This window comes from Paraburkholderia sp. FW306-02-B, from assembly GCF_058782725.1.
The window spans coordinates 531,367-549,970 of sequence record NZ_JBYSXZ010000002.1 but is presented as its reverse complement, the minus strand read 5'-3'; the positions used below and the strand labels follow the sequence as shown (position 1 = coordinate 549,970).

Here is an 18,604-nt window from a genome sequence, read left to right as displayed (position 1 = left end):
CGCGGCGCAGCGCATGTCACTCGTGCTATGCGTGCATTTATTCGTGCACTTGCAGTTCCTCGGCCAGCGCGCGCAGCTTCTGCTTGAGCAGCTTGCCGCTCGCGGTGGTCGGAATCGAATCGATGCGGACGATCTGCGCGGGCCGCTTGTATGCGGACAGCCGGTCGGCCAGGTAGTCCTGCAAGTCTTCGACGTCGAATTCGACGTCTTCCTTCAGCTCGACGAAGGCGATCACTTCTTCATTGCCGTCGCCGGTCACGCGACCCACCACCGCCGACTGCTTGATCGACTCATGCGTGTTGATCACCGACTCCACCTCGATCGGGTAGACGTTGAAGCCCGAGCGAATGATCAGATCCTTGGTACGGCCGACGATGAACAACGCGCCGTCGTCGCCCAGGCGACCGATATCGCCGGTGTTCAGCCAGCCGCCCGGCCGCAATGCTTCCTCGGTCTGTTCCGGCGCGCGGTAGTAGCCGCGCATCACGCCCGGTCCTCGCACCCACAGCTCGCCTGGCGTGCCGGGTTCGACGTCTTCGCCATCGGCATCGACGATGCGCAGTTCCGCGCCCTCGACGATCTCGCCCGACGAGCAATCCTGACGCGGCCGGTCCATGCGGGTGATGAACAGCGACCCCGCGTATTCCGTCATTCCGTAGCCGTGATGCAGCGGCTGGCCGAACAACGCCTCGACGTTCGTCTTCAGCGTCGGATCGAGCGGGCCGCCGCCGGTGTACAGATAACGCAGCTTCGGCGTGAAGCGCACGCCACCCTGTTCGTGCACATGCGCGACGATGCGCGTGAACATGGTCGGCACGCCTTGCAGGATCGAGATTTCATCGGCGGCGAGCGCGGCCAGCACTTCTTCCGCGCTGAAGCGTGCGGCGAGCAGCAGACTCGCGCCGGCCTGGAAGGTGGCGAGCAGCAGTGTCGCGAGGCCGAAGATGTGCGAGATCGGCATCACCGCATAGGCGCAGTCGGCCGAAGTCATCTTGCGTGACGTTGCCGAGACCCGCGCGAAATGCAGCAGACCGCGATGATTCGCCATCACGCCCTTAGGTTTGCCGGTGGTGCCAGACGTATAGATCAGCAACGCCACCTCGCGGGCCAGTGCTTCCGGTTCGCGCGCCGTAGTGGTGTCGCGTGCGCCGAGCATCAACGGACCGAGTCCAACCGGAGCAATTTCGCGAGCGCGATAACGCACACCGTGACGCACCGCATCGGGTGACGCTGAATGCGTGAAGATCATCAGACGCGGCGTGCTATGTTCGCGGATCGCCTCGATCTCGCGCTCGGACAAACGCGCGTTGACGATCGCGGGCCATGCGCCCAACTCCGACAGCGCGAACAGCAGCGTAATCACCGCAGTACAGTTTTCCGCGACGATCATCACGCGATCGCCGCTATCGACGCCCTGCTCGCGCAGAAATTGCATTGCCGCTTCGACGTTCTGCCACAGACGTCCAAAGCTCAACTGCGCGCCGTCTTCACGAATCGCGACCGCGTCGGGCGTGGCGGCGGCCCAGTAACGCGGAATGTCGCTGATCTTGTGCGGCTCCAGTCCAGCCAATGTCATGTTCCTTATCCCCTGTGCTGCGCGGCGCCTGAAATGCGCCGCTCGACTGGATGCCAGTGTGTTCGAGCCGCGCGGCCCTAACAATTTGTTTTCAGCGAAGTGGGGATTCGGCGTGGCTTAACCTGGTAGTTTTACTGACGCCTCGCCGGCGCTGCTCGCCAAACGCAGAGAATTGGAGAGCAAGAGTCGGAGTGCGTGGAATTGAACGCGTGCTTACACTCCGTCATCGCTCGATGATCGCCTGACGGAGAATGCTCATGAATACTGTTGCGAAACGCGCGCGTTCGCTGGCGCTGGAATTGGAACCGGAGCGTCCCGCTGAGCGGGGTGTCGGCATCGGCTCGCCGACGCAGCGCGTGGACGCGATCGACTGGTTCGATGTCGAAGAAGAGCTGAACGGCTACGGCTGTGCGATCCTGCGCAATCTGCTCACGCGCGACGAATGCGACGCGCTGACCGCGCGCTATCCGCAAGACGACCTGTACCGTAGCCGCGTCGTGATGGCGCGGCATGGTTTCGGCCGCGGCGAATACAAGTACTACGCGTATCCGCTGCCACCGCTGGTGGGCGGTTTGCGCAGCGCGCTCTATCCGCGTCTGGCGCCCGTCGCGAATCGCTGGAACGCGGTCATGGCTATCGACGTCCGCTATCCGGCCACGCACGCTGAATACATCGAGCGCTGTCACGCCGCCGGCCAGCCGCGCCCGACGCCGTTGATCCTTCAATACGCCAAGGACGATTACAACTGTCTGCATCAGGATCTGTACGGCGAGCACGTGTTCCCGCTTCAGGTCGCGATTCTGCTGTCCGAACCGGGCAAGGACTTCAGCGGCGGCGAGTTCGTGATAACGGAGCAGCGTCCGCGGATGCAATCGCGCGCGGAAGTCGTGCCGCTCGGCAAAGGCGACGCCGTAGTGTTTGCGGTTCATCATCGGCCGGTGCAAGGCACGCGGGGGGCGTATCGGGTGAATCTGCGGCATGGCGTGAGCCGGCTGCGGTCGGGCCATCGGCATACGCTGGGGGTCATTTTCCACGACGCGACCTGACTCTGTCCGACCCGGCGAACCGCCAGCCGCGGCAGCCGCCACGCTGGTGCCGCCGCCTGACTCCTATCTCCGTCCTTGCCGGGCGCAGCGCTGCTGCGCCGCCGCAAAAAATCGACAACGGTAATTTTGAACCGGTATCATCCGGGAAAACCCGAGTCCGCCGATGCGCTGCGCCACCCTTTGCAGCGCGTCGGCGGGCCTGTTCGTGAGTTCATTGCCCGTCGTCGGACGGGGCTTTCAGCCGGTGATCCCGGCATGGCAGCCCTATTCGGCGATATGAAGGTGGCGGGCCGCACGCCCGCCCTGTCGCAATCGGTCAAAAGCCGGTCGCGGTCATTTAGCCTGGATATCATCGATCATGATTGCTGCCGCGTTTTCGCGCGTCGCCGACCGCCTGCTGGTTGCGGACCCGGGGCTCGTGCGTCTCCATACCGCGCTGCGCGCCGCGCTCGCCTGCCTGCTGACCGGCATTGCCAGCACCGCGTGGACCGTCTCTCATCACCAGCCGATCACCCTCGCCGCGCCCGGCGTCCTGTTTGGGATGGTTGCGCCGCTGTTCGTGCGCGATGCGCGGCGGCCAGCATGGTTTGGCACCCTCTTCTGCCTTTATCTGTGCGCCTGCGTGTGCTTCGCCGTGGCGGCCGTGTTGAGCCGCTATCCGCTGGCTAGGAATGCGGGCTTTCTCGTCGTGATGTTCGCCGGCATGCTGTGCCAGGCTTGCGGGCCGCGCGCGCTCGGTTGCGCGATGCTGGGGGTGGTGTGTTTCTACCTCGGCTTGTATCTGCATCCTTCGTCTGGTCATCTTGTGCAGAGTCTTTGGCTGTCGACGTTCGCGCCGCTGGTGGTGGCGCTGGTCGGCCGCGTGATCGTGCCGATGCGGGCGGTTGCCAGTTTCCGGCTTGCCATTCATACGGTGACGCTGCGCGCATCGCGTGTACTCGTCGCGCTAGGCACGGCACATCTTTCGGCGTTGAACGAAGCGGCGCTCTCACTCGAAGAACAATTGGCGTTGCTGAATCCGCCCGATGCCGAGACGATTCGGGAGCGGATTGTCGATGTGGAAATCGCGGCTGGACAGCATGCGTTTGCTTTGGCGCCTGCACACGGCAGTGCCGATGTGCTGCGTCACGCGGTTGTGCGGCTCAAGGAGATCGCGCATCGAGGTCATACGCGTCGCGCTTCGCCTTTGTCAGCGCACGGCACTGCTGCTCCGTCCGCGGCGCAACGAATCGCCGACTTACGCACCAAGCTCTGCTGGCTGCCTGCCACGCGCGCCACGACAGCCGCGTTTCTCGCGATGCTGATCGGGCACTCGCTTTCTCCAGAGCGCTGGTTCTGGGCGGTCATCACGACGTTCGTGGTGTTTCTCGGCACGCGATCCCGCGCGGACACGGTCTATCGCGGCGCGCAGCGCCTCGCCGGGACGCTGGCCGGCGCGCTCGTCAGCGTGTTGCTGATTGCGCCGCTGCACGACTCGCCGGTGCTGCTGGTCGCGGCGATGGTGCTATGCGTATTCGGCTGGGCTTACTACATCCTGAGTGCGTATGCGCCGGGGGTGTTTTTTATTACCGTGCTGGTTGGGCTTGTGTACGGCGAGTTGGGTTTCGCGATGGGTCCGCTGGTCGAATTGCGGATCGAAGAAGTTTTGGTGGGTTGTCTCGTGTCGTTTGCGGTCGCGATATTGATGATGCCGCTAGCGGCGACCCGGCATGTCGAGACGAGGCTTGGTGCCGCGCTTGGCGCGCTGAGGGATGTGGTGCGGATGACGGCCGGTTCTGTCGCTGACGATCAACCGCGTGCGGCGGTGGTGGCGATGCGCAAGCTCGATCGCAGTTGGCATGATCTGCGCATCGCGCTGAGGCCGTTGCAGACGCAGCGTGTGGTGGTGTGGAATCCCGATGTTGAGCTCGCTACCGGTTCGCTGCTGTGTTGTTTGCATTGGGCGCGGGTGCTGAGTGATCCTTTGCGGCGCGGCGCGTCGGGGGATGTGGCGCTCAACGCTGCGGCTGTGGGCGCTGCCCATGCGGAATCGATCGTTGCGCGGCTTGATGTGTTGATTGCGCGGTATAGCGGCGGTTTGGGTGATGCCGCGCGCAGCGAGTTGAATGAAGGTGCAGCGGTACCGGATGATTTCGATGTTGATCCGGTTATGGCGCCGGCGCTCGCTCAGCTTGATGGCGCTGTCGCGCAGTTGTTTGATCGCCTGACGCAGCCGGTTGCTGAAACGCGGCGGGTGTTCAACTGGGCACTAAGAGGTAGAAGCGCGTAGGCGACGACGGGGATTCGGTTTTTTTTGCCTGCGGCGTTGGACGATTGTTGCTCCTGTGGGCTGTCTGTGTGCCTGCGGCGTTGGCCTTTTCTTGGTTTTTTTACCTTCGCGGCGCTTTGTGGTTGTGTGCCTACGGCGTTGGCCTTTCCTTGCTTTCTTGTTGGTTTATTAGCGTTCCCCCTGTGCGGGGGGGCACCTACTTTTCTTTGCTGGCCGCAAAGAAAAGTAGGCAAAAGAAAGCGGCTTTACACCGCCAGTTCTTAAGCGGGTCCCCTGGCTTGGAGGAGGCAGTGGAGCATCTGGAATCGGTGTTCCCGCACATTCCGCGCTGGTGACAAGGCCGTCATTCTTCCGGCGGCGCTGCGCGCGCCATGGCGGTACTTCTCTAAACCAATTGGGTGTACGCGCTTCCACATCACGCTTCCCGCTTCGCACTGCGTGCTCGCCGGCACGGTCTGCAAGGGGAACTAGTGGCTTCGTTTTGGTTTAGCGGGCGTCGTCGGCTTTGCCTCGGCGAGGCGGCCAATTGTGCGAGTGTGGGCTACCACTCCGAGTGAGACGCTAGCACCTCGGCGAGGCATGGGGGACGTGAGGGAGAGCCACCGCAGGTACCGAAGAAGTGCCGAACGAAACGCAGCCGCGAGTTACGCTAGCGCAGCGAAGACAAGCCGTTACGCTTGACAACCGCAGCCACCGGAAGCACCCTACGGACCCGTCAGTTTTGTGAAGTACCGCCACGGCGCGCGCAGCGCCGCCGGAAGAATGACTGCGTTGTCACTAGCGCGGAATGTGCGGGAACACCGATTCCAGATGCTCCACTGCCTCCTCCAAGCCAGGGGACCCGCTTAAGAGCTGGCGGTGTAAAGCCGCTTTCTTTTGCCTACTTTTCTTTGCGGCAGGCAAAGAAAAGTAGGTGCTCCCCCGCACAGGGGGAACGCTAATAAACCAACAAGAAAGCAAGGAAAGGCCAACGCCGTAGGCACACAGACATAAAGCGCCGCGAAGGCAAAAACAAACCTCACCCATTACCCCGTGGACTTGTCCACAGAAAATGTTCGCAAGCCTGTGGATAACATCCACACAACCGCGCCAAGTGCTTGATGTAATTAAACTCTTGCGCGCTGCACGCAAGCGAAAGCGAAAGCGCAACCACCTCAGCGATTGCGCACCCCACATCAGAGATAAACAGACTTAGTCGCCGCACGTCCCCTCGCGGCCAACAACCGGCTCCGCTCCACCATCGCGCCGAACAGCAGCCCGATCGTCGTCCACATGATCACCTGCATCCCAATCGCCGCGACGCGAAACTTCCATAGCAGCACAGCTGGAAAACCGGCCGGCACTTCGTTGATAGCCGGCATCGACAACTGCACAGCAGCAATGATCACGATAAACACCGCCCCCGCCACAATCGACCCATTCCACGCGCCCAACTTCATCACCGCGCGACGCCGTACCTTCAGCGAAAACACCATCGCGGTCAGCGAAACAGCAATCATCAGGAAGAACAAACCGGTTCGCGTCCCGATCGTCTCAGGATCGCCCACCGACGGTGGATTCGCCGGATACTTGATGTTCGGGACGATCACCAACGCAATGAACGCGCCAAGTGCAAGCCATGCAGACAACGCGCGCGCACTCAACGTACCAGCCCGGCCATACGCATACGCGAACACCAGCGAGAACAGTCCGCCGAACGCCGCGCCATACGTCACCACGCCTGTCAGCAACCCCAAACCCGCTTGCGTGCCGCGGCTCACCAGTTCGTCGTGTTCGTGCGCGTCGCCGCTCGCTACTACTGCCTTTTCCTCGAACGAAATCGCCTGCTCGACCTGCGGTTCGCCCACGACTCTGGCAAAGCCGAACGTGAGCAGTCCCGCGGCGATGCCTGCAAGCATGCCGCGTACCAACAATTTACCAACCATGTTCGACTCCGTTAGTGGCAGGGAAAGCCCAGCAAATGACGGCCATCGTGCACGAACTCATGCACATACATGCCGGGAATCAGCGACGTAGCGCCCTGTTCCGCACCAACGAAATAAAGCGCGAGCAACAGCAGCAAGCCGCCGAACACGACCCAGGGCAGCAGCTCGCGCAGCGGTATCGGCGTGGGTCGAGTGGCAGGCTGAGCAGCCGGATCGAAAACAGCATCGGTCATGATGGACATCTCCTGGGGGGTAACGCGCCCCGATAGTCGATTGAAGAGGAATGGTGCGAAGCTCAGGTCTGGCTTTCGGCGTGTGAATCACCGATTACAGTGGCGCGACCGCGCCGGGCTCTCACCGGCTTCCGCGCTTCGCAGTCCCGCTATTCTACGCGCTAAACTTTGCCCCTCGGTAGCGCAAAACATGCACGCAGCGTCCGGCTTTTGCCCGGCTTCTAAGGAAAGGAACTGAATGGACATCCGGCTGTTACTGATCAGCCACGCGTCGACTGCCGCTATGCGCGCAGGCCGCTTCCCCGCCGACGATCCACTCGACGAGCGCGGCCTCGCCGAAGCCAGCGCCGCGCGTGAGCGTCTGTCGATCGCTCGCGACGCGACGGTTTTCGTCAGCCCGGCCCTTTGTGCACGCGCTACGGCATCGGCATTAGGGCTCGCGGCGACGGTCGCGTCCGAACTGGCCGATATCGACTACGGACAATGGCATGGCCGGCGCCTCGCGGACCTCGCCGTCGAGGCACCGCAGGACCTCACCGCATGGACGCGCGATCCGGATGCGGCCGCGCATGGCGGCGAGTCGTTTAGTCAGCTCGTGAAACGGGTAGGCCAATGGCTCGACGCGCCAGGCGATGCACCAAACGATGCACGCAGCGTCGTCGGTGTCACGCATGCGCCGGTGATCCGGGCCGCGATCGTTCACGCGCTGGGTGCGTCGCCCGCAGTGTTTCCACGCATCGAAATCGCGCCGCTTTCGGTGGTCGAGTTGCGACGCTCGCAGCGCGGTTGGGCGTGGTGGCCAGCGCGGCAGCAATAGCGGCCGCGTGGGCAAGCAAAACAACACTCACTTGCCCGAGACGACCAGCCGCAGTTTGTTCGATCCCGCCGGCGTCGCGGTAATCTCGGTCCGCTTGCCGGGTGTGCCTACATAAAAGTGTTGACGTCCCGGCGAATTCTGATCGTGCGTCGCCTCCGGCAAACATGATGCGATGTCGGCCGCGACGGCTTGCAGCGCGTCCGCGTTCGAACCGGCATCGTGATGCGGCGTCCACATACATTGGTAGCTGCCGTGGCTCGCGGAACACTGCGCGTCGTCGCCGTAGGGTTGCGCGACACCTTTGCCGTCCTCCGGCGTCAGCGAGGCCAACCCGCCCGGCGCGGCCGCAACGATGCGTTTGAGCGACGCGCAGGGACTAGGCGCATCGTCGGCATTCGCACTGAACGGCAGCAAGGCGCTTAGAGATACAGCGGCAATCGCCGCAGCGAATATCCTGGTCTTGTTCATCTCGACACAGTCCTTCAAAAGGGGGCTCTAGCGTAGCAGCACGGTTCGTGCCCATCGCGTGCCGGTGACGTGCCCTTGAGGACAGTCCGCTGTCCGCGCCGTCACGCTGATTCAGCGCCACCTCGCTCATTGTTCACATCCTTTGGTGTCGAACATCGCCGCTAGCGCGCATACCGACGTAAGCATGTGTGCGCCGTCGTGACCGACGCCTGGCACGATGTGAAAGCGCTGCTTCATACCGTCCGGATGACGCGCGGTGATATAGCGGTAATACGCCTGCGCCCGCGCGACACGTTGCGGGCCTTGCGCTTCGGCGGCGCAGGTTTTATCGAGCGCTTTTTGCTGGGGATTATCGTCCGCGCCGCCGACGAGGTAGTCGATGCGGCGCGCCGCATACGCCGCTTCCAGTTGCGCGGGCGAACGGTCGTCGAGATACGGCGGCCGATTGTCCATGCCGTATTTCCACTGGTTGAAGTCGGCGCATTGCGAAGCATCGAACGGCGCGGCGACGCCTTGCGCATCCGGCCGTTGCGCATCGAAATACGCATACGTCGACGGACTTGCCACCACATAGCGCACGTGGACGCCCTCATCGGTCAGCGCCGCGATGTTGCGCACCGCGACCGCATGACGCTGCACGACCTGCGCGCCGCCGGAATGCCCCACGAACACGACATGCCGCAGATTCGGGAACAGCTGGCGATCGGCGAGCCGCGTCACGATTGCGTCCAGTACCGCGAATGAACTGATGGGCACCGGCGCTTGCGCGGCTTCGCCGTCCATCCACGCGTTGCCGGTCCAGTGCAGCAGATCGGCCGGTTCGTTATGCACGCGCGCATCGAGCGTGGCCAGAAACTGCGGCGCGATCAGCAGCGTGGAGTCAGCGTCCGCGCGAGCTGCGTCGCGTGCATTGTGCGCGGTGCGAAAGTACACGTCCGCGTTGCGCAACTTGCCGTGAATCACGATCACCGCACGCGTGACTTGCGGCTGCGCGACATTCCAATCTTTCGACAGATACAGTGGAAATTCAGCGTGTCCTTGCGGCGTATCGATCGCGAACCGCGTGTCCGCGATCGTCGCAACCGGCTTCAGATGCGGCTCGTCACCATGCACCGCGAACGCCGGTCGCACGAGCGTCATCAGCGCTGCAACGCTTGCTGCCGCGCTCAATAGCGCGAGACGTCGTGAGAGATTGAAAATCATGCAGCTTGCTCCTGATAGTCCGACACGTTGTCCGCCTAGCTGCTCTGGCAAGCCCGTTTAAGCACCATCCATACATATTGAGTATGGCAACGCAAGGGCAGCCCCCAGAAGAAGTGAACTGCCACCGCTGAAGTACCGTTCGGCGCGCGCAGCGCCGCCGGAAGCATGACGGCCTTGTCACCAGTGCGGAGTGTGCGAGGACACTGATTCCAGATGCACCACTACCTCCTCCAAGCCAGGGGACCCGCTTAAGAGCTGGCGGTGTAAAGCCGCTTTCTTTTGCCTACTTTTCTTTGCGGCGGCAAAGAAAAGTAGGTGCCGCCCCGCACAGGGGCAACACTAATAAACCAATAACAGAAGAAAAAGCCACCCCCGCAGGCGCACAACCAACAGCACTGCGCGAAGCAAAAAAACCCCAATTCAATAGTTTGCTAACGAATATATTAGAAATACAATACCGCCCATGCCGACCCTCGACACCTTACGCCGCACAGTCAGCAGCACCTTGATCCTAGCCGCCAGAAAATGGCGGCGCACAAGCCATGACGTGCTCACGGCCTTCAACGTCTCCGAAGCATGCGCCACGCCGCTGCTAACAGCGAGCCGCCTAGGCGAAGCAGTACGTCAGGTAACACTGGCCGATCTAATCGGCATCGAAGGCCCATCGCTAGTCCGGCTGCTCGACCAACTATGCGCAGCGGGCCTCATGCGCCGCGACGAAGACCCAGACGACCGGCGCGCGAAAACGGTCGCCCTGACCGACGAAGGCCGGGCCGTCACCGCGAAGATAGAAGAAGAACTGGTCACCCTGCGCACGCGGGCTTTAAAAGACGTCACGCGCAGCGATCTCGAAGCGACCTTGCGGGTACTGGCCGCCTTCGTGGCCGACACCCCCGCCGATCGCGACGATTCCCAAGACAACACGAGCACCGCAGCGAAGCCAGCCAAACCGACCAAAACAAAAAAATTAAACAAAGACAAAGCAAACTCAGCAGCGCCACACGACACCAGGAACACGGCGTAACCGTCTATGGTCTACCCCACCATCCGCGACTGGCTGTTCTCGGTCAAGACTTTCGCCGCAGCCATGCTCGCGCTCTACATCGGTCTGGCGCTCGAACTACCGCGGCCGTACTGGGCGATGGCCACGGTCTACATCGTGTCGAATCCGTTTGTCGGCGCGACCCGTTCAAAGGCGCTCTATCGCGCGCTCGGCACCGCGATCGGCGCAGCAGGCGCGATTCTGCTGGTGCCGCCGTTCGTCGAATCGCCGTATCTGTTCAGCGTAGTCGTCGCGCTATGGACCGGCACGCTGCTATATCTGGCGATCTCCGACCGCACCGCGCGCAGCTACGTGTTCCTGCTGGCGGGCTATACGCTGCCGATGATCGCCTTGCCTTCGGTGACCAATCCGGGTGGCGTGTTCGACCTCGCGATCACCCGCACCGAGGAGATCACGCTCGGCATCGTGTGCGCGAGCATTGTCGGCGGGGCGGTGTTTCCGAGCCGGCTCGCGCCCACTATCATCGAGCGGACCGACGCGTGGTTTCGCGACGCCGCGTTCTATGCGACCGAAACGCTCTCGGGACGCATTGCCGGCTCGGCGATCTCGGCGGCCCGCCAGCGGCTCGCGGCCACCATCAACGGGCTGGAACTGTTGTTGAGCCAGCTCGCCTACGACCACACCCGGCCCGACATCCTGGCGCGCGCTCACGAGCTGCGCGGGCGCATGCAGTTGCTGCTGCCGCTGATGTCGGCGCTGGCCGATCCGCTGGTCGCGCTGTACAACAGCGGCCGGCATTCATGGCCCGAGGGCCTTGAAGCATTACTCGCCGACGTCATCAAATGGTTCAATGCGCCGGTTCCGGCGGGCAGCAAGGGCAATCACCCCGACCCCGTGGCCGACGCGCTGCGCGAGCGGATCGCGGCGATGCAGCCGCCGCCGGCAGCGATGGCGAGCTGGGATGGCGCGCTGCTGTCGAGCGCGCTGTGGCGCCTGAAGCAGGTCATCAATGTCTGGCAGGACTGCCGCACGCTGCGCATCATCATCACGCGCGAAGAAGGTTCGTGGCGGCCGCGTTTCCGCCATTGGCGCCTGGGCGGCACCGAACGCTACTTCGACCGCGGCATCATGCTGTTTTCGACCGGCTCCGCAGTCGGCGCGATCATCCTCGCGTGCAGTTTGTGGATCAGTTCAGGCTGGGCGGACGGAGCCGGCGCGGTGACGCTCGCGGCGGTCGCCTGCTGCTTCTTCGCCGCGCTCGACGAACCCGCGCCGATGGTCTTCAAGTTCTTTACGTCGACCGCGGCCAGCGTCGTGTTCGCGGGCCTCTATCTGTTCGTCGTGCTGCCGCACGTGCATGACTTTCCGATGCTGGTGGTCATGTTCGCCGCGCCGTTCATTTTCGTCGGCACGCTGATCCCGCGCCCGCAATTCAATCTCGCCACGATGCTGGTCGCCGTCAACACGGCCACCTTCATCAGCATTCAGGATGCCTACGACGCCGACTTCCTGGTGTTCCTGAACAGCAATCTCGCAGGCCTCGCCGGGCTGCTGTACGCGTTCCTGTGGACCCGCGTGACGCGCCCGTTCGGCGCCGAACTCGCGGCGGCGCGGCTGTTGCGTTCGAGCTGGGCCGACGTGGCACTGACCGCGTCGACGCGCACCATCGACGATCCGCGCAATCTCGCCGCGCGCATGCTCGACCGCCTGATGCAATTGATCCCGCGCCTCGCCGCCACCGACGATCATCGCCATCCGTCGATCGAAAGCTTTCGCGATCTGCGCATCGCCTTCAACGCGCTCGACCTGCGCCGTCTGACCCGCAAGCTCGGCGGCGAAGCGCCGGCCGCGATCGACCACGTGCTCGAAGGTGTGCGCGAACACTTCGAAACCTGCGTCGACCGGCGCGTACGCCAACCGGTGCCCGACAGCCTGATGTCGTCGATCGACGCAGCCGTGGCGCGCGTCACCGCACAGGGGCTCGCCAATGTCGGCGCGCCGAGCGCGACCTCGCAGACCTCGGCACGGCAATTGCGCGACGCACTGCACGCGCTGGTCGGCTTGCGTCTGTCGCTGTTTCCGGCCACGCTAACCACGCCCTCGCCGCCCGAACCGGAGCCCGCCGCCTGATGCGCCCGTCCCGCAACCTGTTGTTCTTCCTTACTCACTCCCCGCGATGATCGGTGAAATCGATATCTTCGGCGTGTTCGTACCGGCCGTGCTCGTGCTGATGTTGATCGCTTATCTGATCAACCTGGCCATCCGCACAGTGCTCGCACGCGTCGGCTTTTACCGCTTCGTCTGGCATCGTTCCATTTTCGATCTCGGCATCTATGTGCTGGTGCTGGGCCTTGTCGTCGTCGTTTCGCACAGACTAATAACGTGAAAAAAACCTGGTTCTCCGTCGGTCAAATTCTGCTGACCCTGATCGTCGTCGTGATCGCGGCCCTCGTGCTGTGGAAACTGGTCGGCTATTACATGTTCGCGCCGTGGACCCGCGACGGGCACGTGCGCGCCGACGTAATCCAGGTCGCGCCGGATATCTCGGGGCTGATTTCATCCGTCGACGTAGTGGACAACCAGCAGGTCAAGCAAGGCCAGGTGTTGTTCGTCATCGACCAGGCGCGTTACACGCTCGCGCTGCGCCAGGCACAAGCCACCGCGCAGCAACGCCGCGCGACGCTCGAACAGGCACGCCGCGAAGACGCACGCAATCGCAAGCTCGGCAATCTGGTCGCGGCGGAAGTCGCCGAAGAAAGCCGCTCGCGTGTCGATCAAGCCGAAGCCGCGCTCGCCGATGCGAACGTCGCGATCGATACGGCCAGGCTGAATCTGCAACGCACCACGATCGTGAGTCCGGTCGACGGTTATCTGAACGACCGCGCGCCGCGCACCGGCGAGTTCGTCGCGGCGGGCCGGCCGGTGCTGGCGGTGGTCGATATGCATTCGTTCCGTATCGACGGCTACTTCGAGGAAACCAAGCTGCGCGGCATCGACATCGGCCAGCCGGTCGATATCACGGTGATGGGCGAGCCGAACGTGCTGCGCGGTCACGTGCAAAGCATCGTCGCCGCGATTGAAGACCGCGACCGCACGCAAGGCTCGAATCTGCTGCCGAACGTGAACCCGGCGTTCAGCTGGGTGCGGCTCGCGCAGCGGATTCCAGTGCGCGTCGCGCTCGACGAAATCCCCGCCGACTTCCGCATGATCGCGGGACGCACCGCGACGGTGTCGGTGCGCGATCTGTCGCCGGCCGGCAAGCCACGCCGCATTTCCGCCACTACGGGCACGTCGGGTGCCGTGGAAGCCCCGGTGACTTCGTCTGCGTCCGCTGTTCCGGCTGCCTCTGCTGCACAGGCGGCGTCCGCCGCTGTCATCTCGGGCGCCTCGCAATGAAACGCTCGCGTGCCCTGCCCTTATTGCCGCTGTTGCCTCTATTGCCGCTCGCCCTCGCGCTCAACGGCTGCGTCAACGTCGGCCCCGATTACTCGCTGCCGAAGCAGGCGCTGGTCAACGCGCCGCTCGCCAACGCACCGCTCGAAGGCGCCGACACCACCTTGACGTCACGGCAGAACGTGCCGGCCGTGTGGTGGAAGCTGTACGACGATCCGGTGCTGAACAGCCTCGTCGACGAAGCGCTGCAATCGAACACCGACTTGCGCGTCGCAGCGGCGAATCTGGCGCGCTCGCGCGAAGCGTTGGGCGTGGCGCAGGCACAGGGCGGTTTCTCCGGCAAGACTTCGGCCGCGATCGAGCGTGCGCAGGAATCGGCCGAGCAATTTCTGCTCACGAAGAAACTGCCGGTCGTCAATGAAGGCGACATCGGCATCAGCATCTCGTACGAAATCGATCTGTTCGGCAAGCTGCGGCGCGGTGTCGAAGCGGCGCAGGCGGATACCGAGTCCGTGCAGGCCGCCGGCGATCTCGCGCGGATCACGGTGGTCGCGGACGTGGTGCGCTCTTATGTCGAACAATGCTCGGCGGCCGAGGAACTCAGGATCGCGCAGCAATCGCTGGCGTTGCAGAAACAGCGCGTGGACGTGTCGCGCCGTTTGCGCGACGCGGGCCGCGGCAATCAGACCGAAGTCACGCGTGGCCAGACGCAGGTTGATACCCTGGCAGCGGATATTCCGCGCTATACGGCGCGCCGCAAGATCGCACAATACCGGCTGGCTGCCCTGCTCGCGCGCGCACCGTCCGATCTGCCGCCGGCGGTGCTGGCTTGCAATACGTTGCCGCAAATCCGTCAGCCGATTCCAGTCGGCGACGGCGCCGCGCTGCTCAAGCGCCGCCCGGACGTGCGCGAGGCCGAGCGTCAACTGGCGGCTTCGACAGCGCGAATCGGTGTCGCGACCGGCGCGTTGTATCCGACGGTGAGCATCGGTGCATCGGCCGGTTTGACCGGGGTCCTCGAAGACCTCGGCACTTCGCCGACCGCGCGCTGGGGCTTCGGTCCGCTGATCAGCTGGACCTTCCCGACCAACGGTGCGCGCGGACGTGTGCGCGAAGCGGAAGCATCGAGCAATGTGGCGTTGGCGAAATTCGACGGCGTGGTGCTGACCGCGTTGCGCGAGACCGAAACCAACCTCGCCACCTACGCCGCCGACTACGCCCGCACCGACGCATTGCGTGCCGCGCTGAAGTCGGCTACGGAGTCGGCGGATGAAACGCATCGGCTATATCTCGCCGGACGCGAATCGTTCATTTCGGATCTGGACGCGACGCGCACGCTAACGTCGACGAAGTCTCAGGTGGCAGCGGCGCAAGGCCAGGTGGCGATCGATCAGGTCAACCTGTTCCTCGCGCTCGGCGGCGGCTGGGAAACCAATCCACAGACGGCGCCTGCCAAGGCCGTGCCGACCGCGGCAGCGGCCACAATCAAAGCGCCCTGACCCAGCCTCAATCGCTTCTGGCGACGGGCCGTGCTAGCGCGGCGGCGGCACCGCGCCTCGCACACTGACCCAAGCCGGTCCAGAGTTATTTTTGAAAAGCTTTCTTTTACCTTTCAATTCAGTTTAAATACGAGCCTTCAACTACACGTTTCGGGGGCACGTATGTCGAACTTCATGCAAGGCGCAGCCACGTTGGGCGGCTGTATCGGCGTTTTCACGGTGGTTGTCGCGATGGTGGAGATGCTGGTGAACTGAGCGGTATGCGTCTGCGGCGGCGGTTTCAGGCAGCCCGCCGCTTCGCCGCTGCCTGGTGAATTGCCGCCCGCACCCGCGGATAAGTGCCGCAACGGCACACGATGTTCGACATTGCCGCGTCGATGTCGGCGTCGGTAGGGTCGGGCTTCTGCTTGAGCAACGCACAGGCCGCCATCAACTGCGCGCTTTGGCAATAACCGCATTGCACCACGTCGAGATCGAGCCACGCCGCCTTCAGCGCCTGCGCCTCGGCGCCCTGCACCCCTTCAATGGTCGTCACCTTCTGCGTGTGCAAGCTCGACATCGGCGTCTGGCAGGCGAGGCACGCCTTGCCGTCCAGATGGATCGTGCACGCGCCGCAAATCCCCACGCCGCAGCCGAACTTTGTGCCCGTCATGCCGAGTTCGCAGCGCAGCACCCACAGCAGCGGCATATCCGGCTCGGCTTGTACGGCCACCGCCCGGCCATTGATGTTCAGCGATCCCATGCTTTTCTCCGTGAGTGCGGTAGGCTTCACCATGAGCGTCACGCGAGCTTCAAAGGCAGCGCGCGCAGCCGCTGGCCGGTCAGCGCGAACACCGCATTGGCGACTGCCGGCGCGATCGGCGGCGTACCCGGTTCGCCGACGCCTTGCGGGTGCATCTGGCTCGGCATGATGTCGGTTTCGATCACCGGGCAATCGTTCATCCGCACCACCGGGAAGTCGAGGAAGTTCTTCTGCTGCACCTGGCCGTCGACGATCGTGATTTCATCCTGCAACGCGGCCGATAAACCGAACACGATCGCGCTCTCCATTTGCTGACGGATCAGGTTCGGATTCACCGGCATTCCGCAATCGATCACACAGACCACGCGATGCACGCGAATCCGTTTGTCCGGCCCGAGCGACACCTCGGCCACTTGCGCAACGACGCTGCCGAACGCCTCGTGCAGCGCAACGCCGCGCGCTTGCGGGACGCCATCTGCGGTGTGCTTCAGTGGATGTCCCCAACCAGATAGTGCCGCCACACGCCGCAGCACAGCCAGATGGCGCGGATGCTGCATGAGCAGCGCCGCGCGAAACGCGATCGGATCCTGGCCGGTGGCCGCGGCCAGTTCGTCGGTGAAACTCTCGGTGAAAAACGCCTGGTGCGAATGGCCGACCGACCGCCAGAATCCGACCGGCACCGGCAATTCCACGATCTCGTGCGCCACACGTGCCGTGGGCCATTCATAGGGCTGATCGAAGGCGCCTTCGCAGGTGGTCTTGTCGATCGGAATGCGCGGCAGCCCGTAGTAACGCGCGAGCGAATCCGGCACGATCGCCTGGCTCGCCGAGGTGCTGTGCCACGCAACCAGCTTGCCCGCGCCGTCGAGCCCCGCCTTGAAGCGCGACAGGCACGCCGGGCGATAGAAGTCGTGCGTGAAGTCCTGCGCGCGCGACCAGATCGTTTGCACTGGACGGCCGCCGCCCTCGCGCGCAATCGCCGCCGCCTGCGAAATGAAATCGAGCTCGAGACGGCGCCCGAAACCGCCGCCGAGCAGTTGCGTGTGCATGTCGACTTTGTCGGCGTCGATGCCCAGCACTTTCGCGGCGTGGTGACGCGCGAGGGCGGGCATTTGCGTCGAGACCCAGACGGTGGCCGCGCCGTCCGCGAATTGCACCGTGCAATTGATCGGTTCGACCGCCCCGTGCGCGAGATACGGCGCGTAATACTCGGCCGTGATGGTTCGCGCCGCGCCGTGCAATGCGGCATCGACGTCGCCGCGGTGGTAGTAGGCGAAGCCGTCGCCATCATCCAGCGCTTGTGCGAGGCGGCGGTTCACGTCGACGGTAGACAACTTGGCCGCGGCGCCGTGATGCCACTCCACTGTGACGGTATCGACCGCGTTCATCGCATGGAACGGATTGTCGGCAATCACCGCGACGCCGCCACTGCCGCCGTTGTACGGCTTCAACGAGAACGCCTTGATGAAGCCAGGCATTTTCATCGCAGCCGACGCATCGAAATGCGACACGGTGCCGCCTAACGTTGGGCACATGACTACGCTGGCGTACAGGAGGCCGTCGGGCAACGCGTCGATGCCGAAGCGCGCCGTGCCGTTGATTTTCGACGCGGCCTCGATGCGCCGCACCGGTTTGCCGATCAGCTTGAAGTCGGCGGGATCTTTCAGCGCGACTTTGCGCGGCAGCGGTTGCTGCGCGGCCGATGCCGACAGTTCGCCGAAGCTCGCCTTGCGGCCTGATGCGTGCAACACGTGGCCCGCTTCTGCGCGGCATTCGCCGGCCGGCACATGCCATTGCGCGGCCGCCGCGCCGATCAGCATCGCGCGCGCCGAGGCGCCGGCTTCGCGCATCGGCGTCCACAGGTCGTTGATGCTCGACGAACCGCCCGTCATCATCGTGCCGGCGTCGCGCGCCACTTTGCTCGTCAGCCAGGCCGTGGTGCGCTTGATGGCGCTGTCGTCGTCCGGGCGAAACGGCAGATCGTCGACGATGCTCTGCACGCTGTTATAGATCTTGTCGATCGGCGAGCTCTCCACCCGCACCTGCGACCAGTCGGCGTCCAGTTCTTCGGCGAGCAGCATCGCGAGGCCGGTGTGAATACCCTGCCCCATTTCCGCTTTGCTCATCATGATCGTCACGCTGTTGTCGGCGGCGATCTTGACCCAGCCGTTCAGCGCCACCTGCGTGCCTTCGGCCGGTAACGGCGTGGACGTGGTCAGCCGCTGGCCCGGCGGCAGCACCGACCAGCCGACCAGCAGCGCGCCGACAGCGCCGGCGCCGCCGAGCAGGAAGGTTCTGCGCTTTAACATGACATGGTTCGCTGAGCGTGCACGATGACAGAAAAGCTGTAAGGGCGCAGATAGGCGCCGACCACTTCTTCGGAACAGTAATAAGACGTGCGAGGGCCTGCTCGACTGAAACTCCCGCGTT

General features: G+C 63.8%; 15 protein-coding genes and 1 riboswitch. Of the genes, 8 read left to right on the top strand and 7 right to left on the bottom strand.

Going from position 1 to position 18,604, the window contains the following annotated elements; all coding sequences use genetic code 11:
• Positions 1-37: 37 nt before the first annotated feature.
• Positions 38-1,576, bottom strand: coding sequence for a class I adenylate-forming enzyme family protein (locus AC3WOG_RS23425; RefSeq protein ID WP_492580312.1), 1,539 nt, complete (start codon positions 1,574-1,576; stop codon positions 38-40).
• 257 nt (positions 1,577-1,833) lie between these two features.
• On the opposite strand from AC3WOG_RS23425, the gene AC3WOG_RS23420 reads away from it, so the two are divergent.
• Both AC3WOG_RS23420 and AC3WOG_RS23415 read left to right on the top strand, forming a co-directional pair.
• Positions 1,834-2,622, top strand: a complete 789-nt coding sequence (locus AC3WOG_RS23420) for a 2OG-Fe(II) oxygenase (protein ID WP_492580311.1) — start codon at positions 1,834-1,836, stop codon at positions 2,620-2,622.
• A 358-nt stretch (positions 2,623-2,980) separates the two neighbouring features.
• Positions 2,981-4,891, top strand: a complete 1,911-nt coding sequence (locus AC3WOG_RS23415) for an FUSC family protein (protein ID WP_492580310.1) — start codon at positions 2,981-2,983, stop codon at positions 4,889-4,891.
• A 1,175-nt stretch (positions 4,892-6,066) separates the two neighbouring features.
• Here the strand turns inward: AC3WOG_RS23415 and AC3WOG_RS23410 are convergent.
• Entirely contained in the window at positions 6,067-6,816 is a 750-nt protein-coding gene (locus AC3WOG_RS23410; protein WP_492580309.1) for a CbtA family protein, read from the bottom strand.
• Between the two features lie 11 nt (positions 6,817-6,827).
• The gene (locus AC3WOG_RS23405) at positions 6,828-7,049 is read right to left on the bottom strand and encodes a CbtB domain-containing protein (protein WP_492580308.1); all 222 of its coding nucleotides are present in this window, start codon (positions 7,047-7,049) and stop codon (positions 6,828-6,830) included.
• Positions 7,036-7,241, bottom strand: a riboswitch (cobalamin riboswitch). It overlaps the preceding gene by 14 nt.
• Before the next feature lie 46 nt (positions 7,242-7,287).
• On the opposite strand from AC3WOG_RS23405, the gene AC3WOG_RS23400 reads away from it, so the two are divergent.
• A complete protein-coding gene (locus AC3WOG_RS23400) occupies positions 7,288-7,866 on the top strand; it encodes a histidine phosphatase family protein (RefSeq protein ID WP_492580307.1) in 579 nt (192 codons plus the stop codon).
• 27 nt (positions 7,867-7,893) lie between these two features.
• On the opposite strand, the gene AC3WOG_RS23395 is transcribed toward AC3WOG_RS23400, so the two are convergent.
• Together AC3WOG_RS23395 and AC3WOG_RS23390 are read right to left on the bottom strand one after the other, a co-directional pair.
• A complete protein-coding gene (locus tag AC3WOG_RS23395; RefSeq protein ID WP_492580306.1) occupies positions 7,894-8,334 on the bottom strand; it encodes a hypothetical protein in 441 nt (146 codons plus the stop codon).
• 126 nt (positions 8,335-8,460) lie between these two features.
• Complete coding sequence (locus tag AC3WOG_RS23390) at positions 8,461-9,537, bottom strand: alpha/beta hydrolase (protein WP_492580305.1); 1,077 nt, start codon at positions 9,535-9,537, stop codon at positions 8,461-8,463.
• Positions 9,538-10,000: 463 nt separating this feature from the next.
• Here AC3WOG_RS23390 and AC3WOG_RS23385 point away from each other — a divergent pair, with 463 nt between their 5' ends.
• Genes AC3WOG_RS23385 through AC3WOG_RS23365 form a run of 5 tightly spaced genes read left to right on the top strand, consistent with a single transcriptional unit; the run spans position 10,001 to position 15,432 of the window.
• Positions 10,001-10,561, top strand: coding sequence for a MarR family winged helix-turn-helix transcriptional regulator (locus AC3WOG_RS23385; protein WP_492580304.1), 561 nt, complete (start codon positions 10,001-10,003; stop codon positions 10,559-10,561).
• A 6-nt stretch (positions 10,562-10,567) separates the two neighbouring features.
• Positions 10,568-12,670, top strand: coding sequence for an FUSC family protein (locus tag AC3WOG_RS23380; protein ID WP_492580303.1), 2,103 nt, complete (start codon positions 10,568-10,570; stop codon positions 12,668-12,670).
• 46 nt (positions 12,671-12,716) lie between these two features.
• The gene (locus tag AC3WOG_RS23375; RefSeq protein WP_007176114.1) at positions 12,717-12,926 is read left to right on the top strand and encodes a DUF1656 domain-containing protein; all 210 of its coding nucleotides are present in this window, start codon (positions 12,717-12,719) and stop codon (positions 12,924-12,926) included.
• Positions 12,923-13,936 carry an efflux RND transporter periplasmic adaptor subunit gene (locus tag AC3WOG_RS23370; protein ID WP_492580302.1) on the top strand — a complete coding sequence of 338 codons (1,014 nt, stop codon included), beginning with the start codon at positions 12,923-12,925 and terminating at the stop codon, positions 13,934-13,936. The genes AC3WOG_RS23375 and AC3WOG_RS23370 overlap by 4 nt, the downstream gene beginning before the upstream one ends.
• Positions 13,933-15,432 (top strand): efflux transporter outer membrane subunit, encoded by a 1,500-nt coding sequence (locus AC3WOG_RS23365; RefSeq protein WP_492580301.1) that lies wholly within the window; start codon positions 13,933-13,935, stop codon positions 15,430-15,432. The genes AC3WOG_RS23370 and AC3WOG_RS23365 overlap by 4 nt, the downstream gene beginning before the upstream one ends.
• Positions 15,433-15,712: 280 nt before the next feature.
• Here the strand turns inward: AC3WOG_RS23365 and AC3WOG_RS23360 are convergent, their stop codons facing one another.
• Positions 15,713-16,174, bottom strand: coding sequence for a (2Fe-2S)-binding protein (locus AC3WOG_RS23360; protein WP_492580300.1), 462 nt, complete (start codon positions 16,172-16,174; stop codon positions 15,713-15,715).
• A gap of 38 nt (positions 16,175-16,212) precedes the next feature.
• Complete coding sequence (locus tag AC3WOG_RS23355; protein WP_492580299.1) at positions 16,213-18,483, bottom strand: xanthine dehydrogenase family protein molybdopterin-binding subunit; 2,271 nt, start codon at positions 18,481-18,483, stop codon at positions 16,213-16,215.
• Between the last annotated feature and the right edge of the window lie 121 nt (positions 18,484-18,604).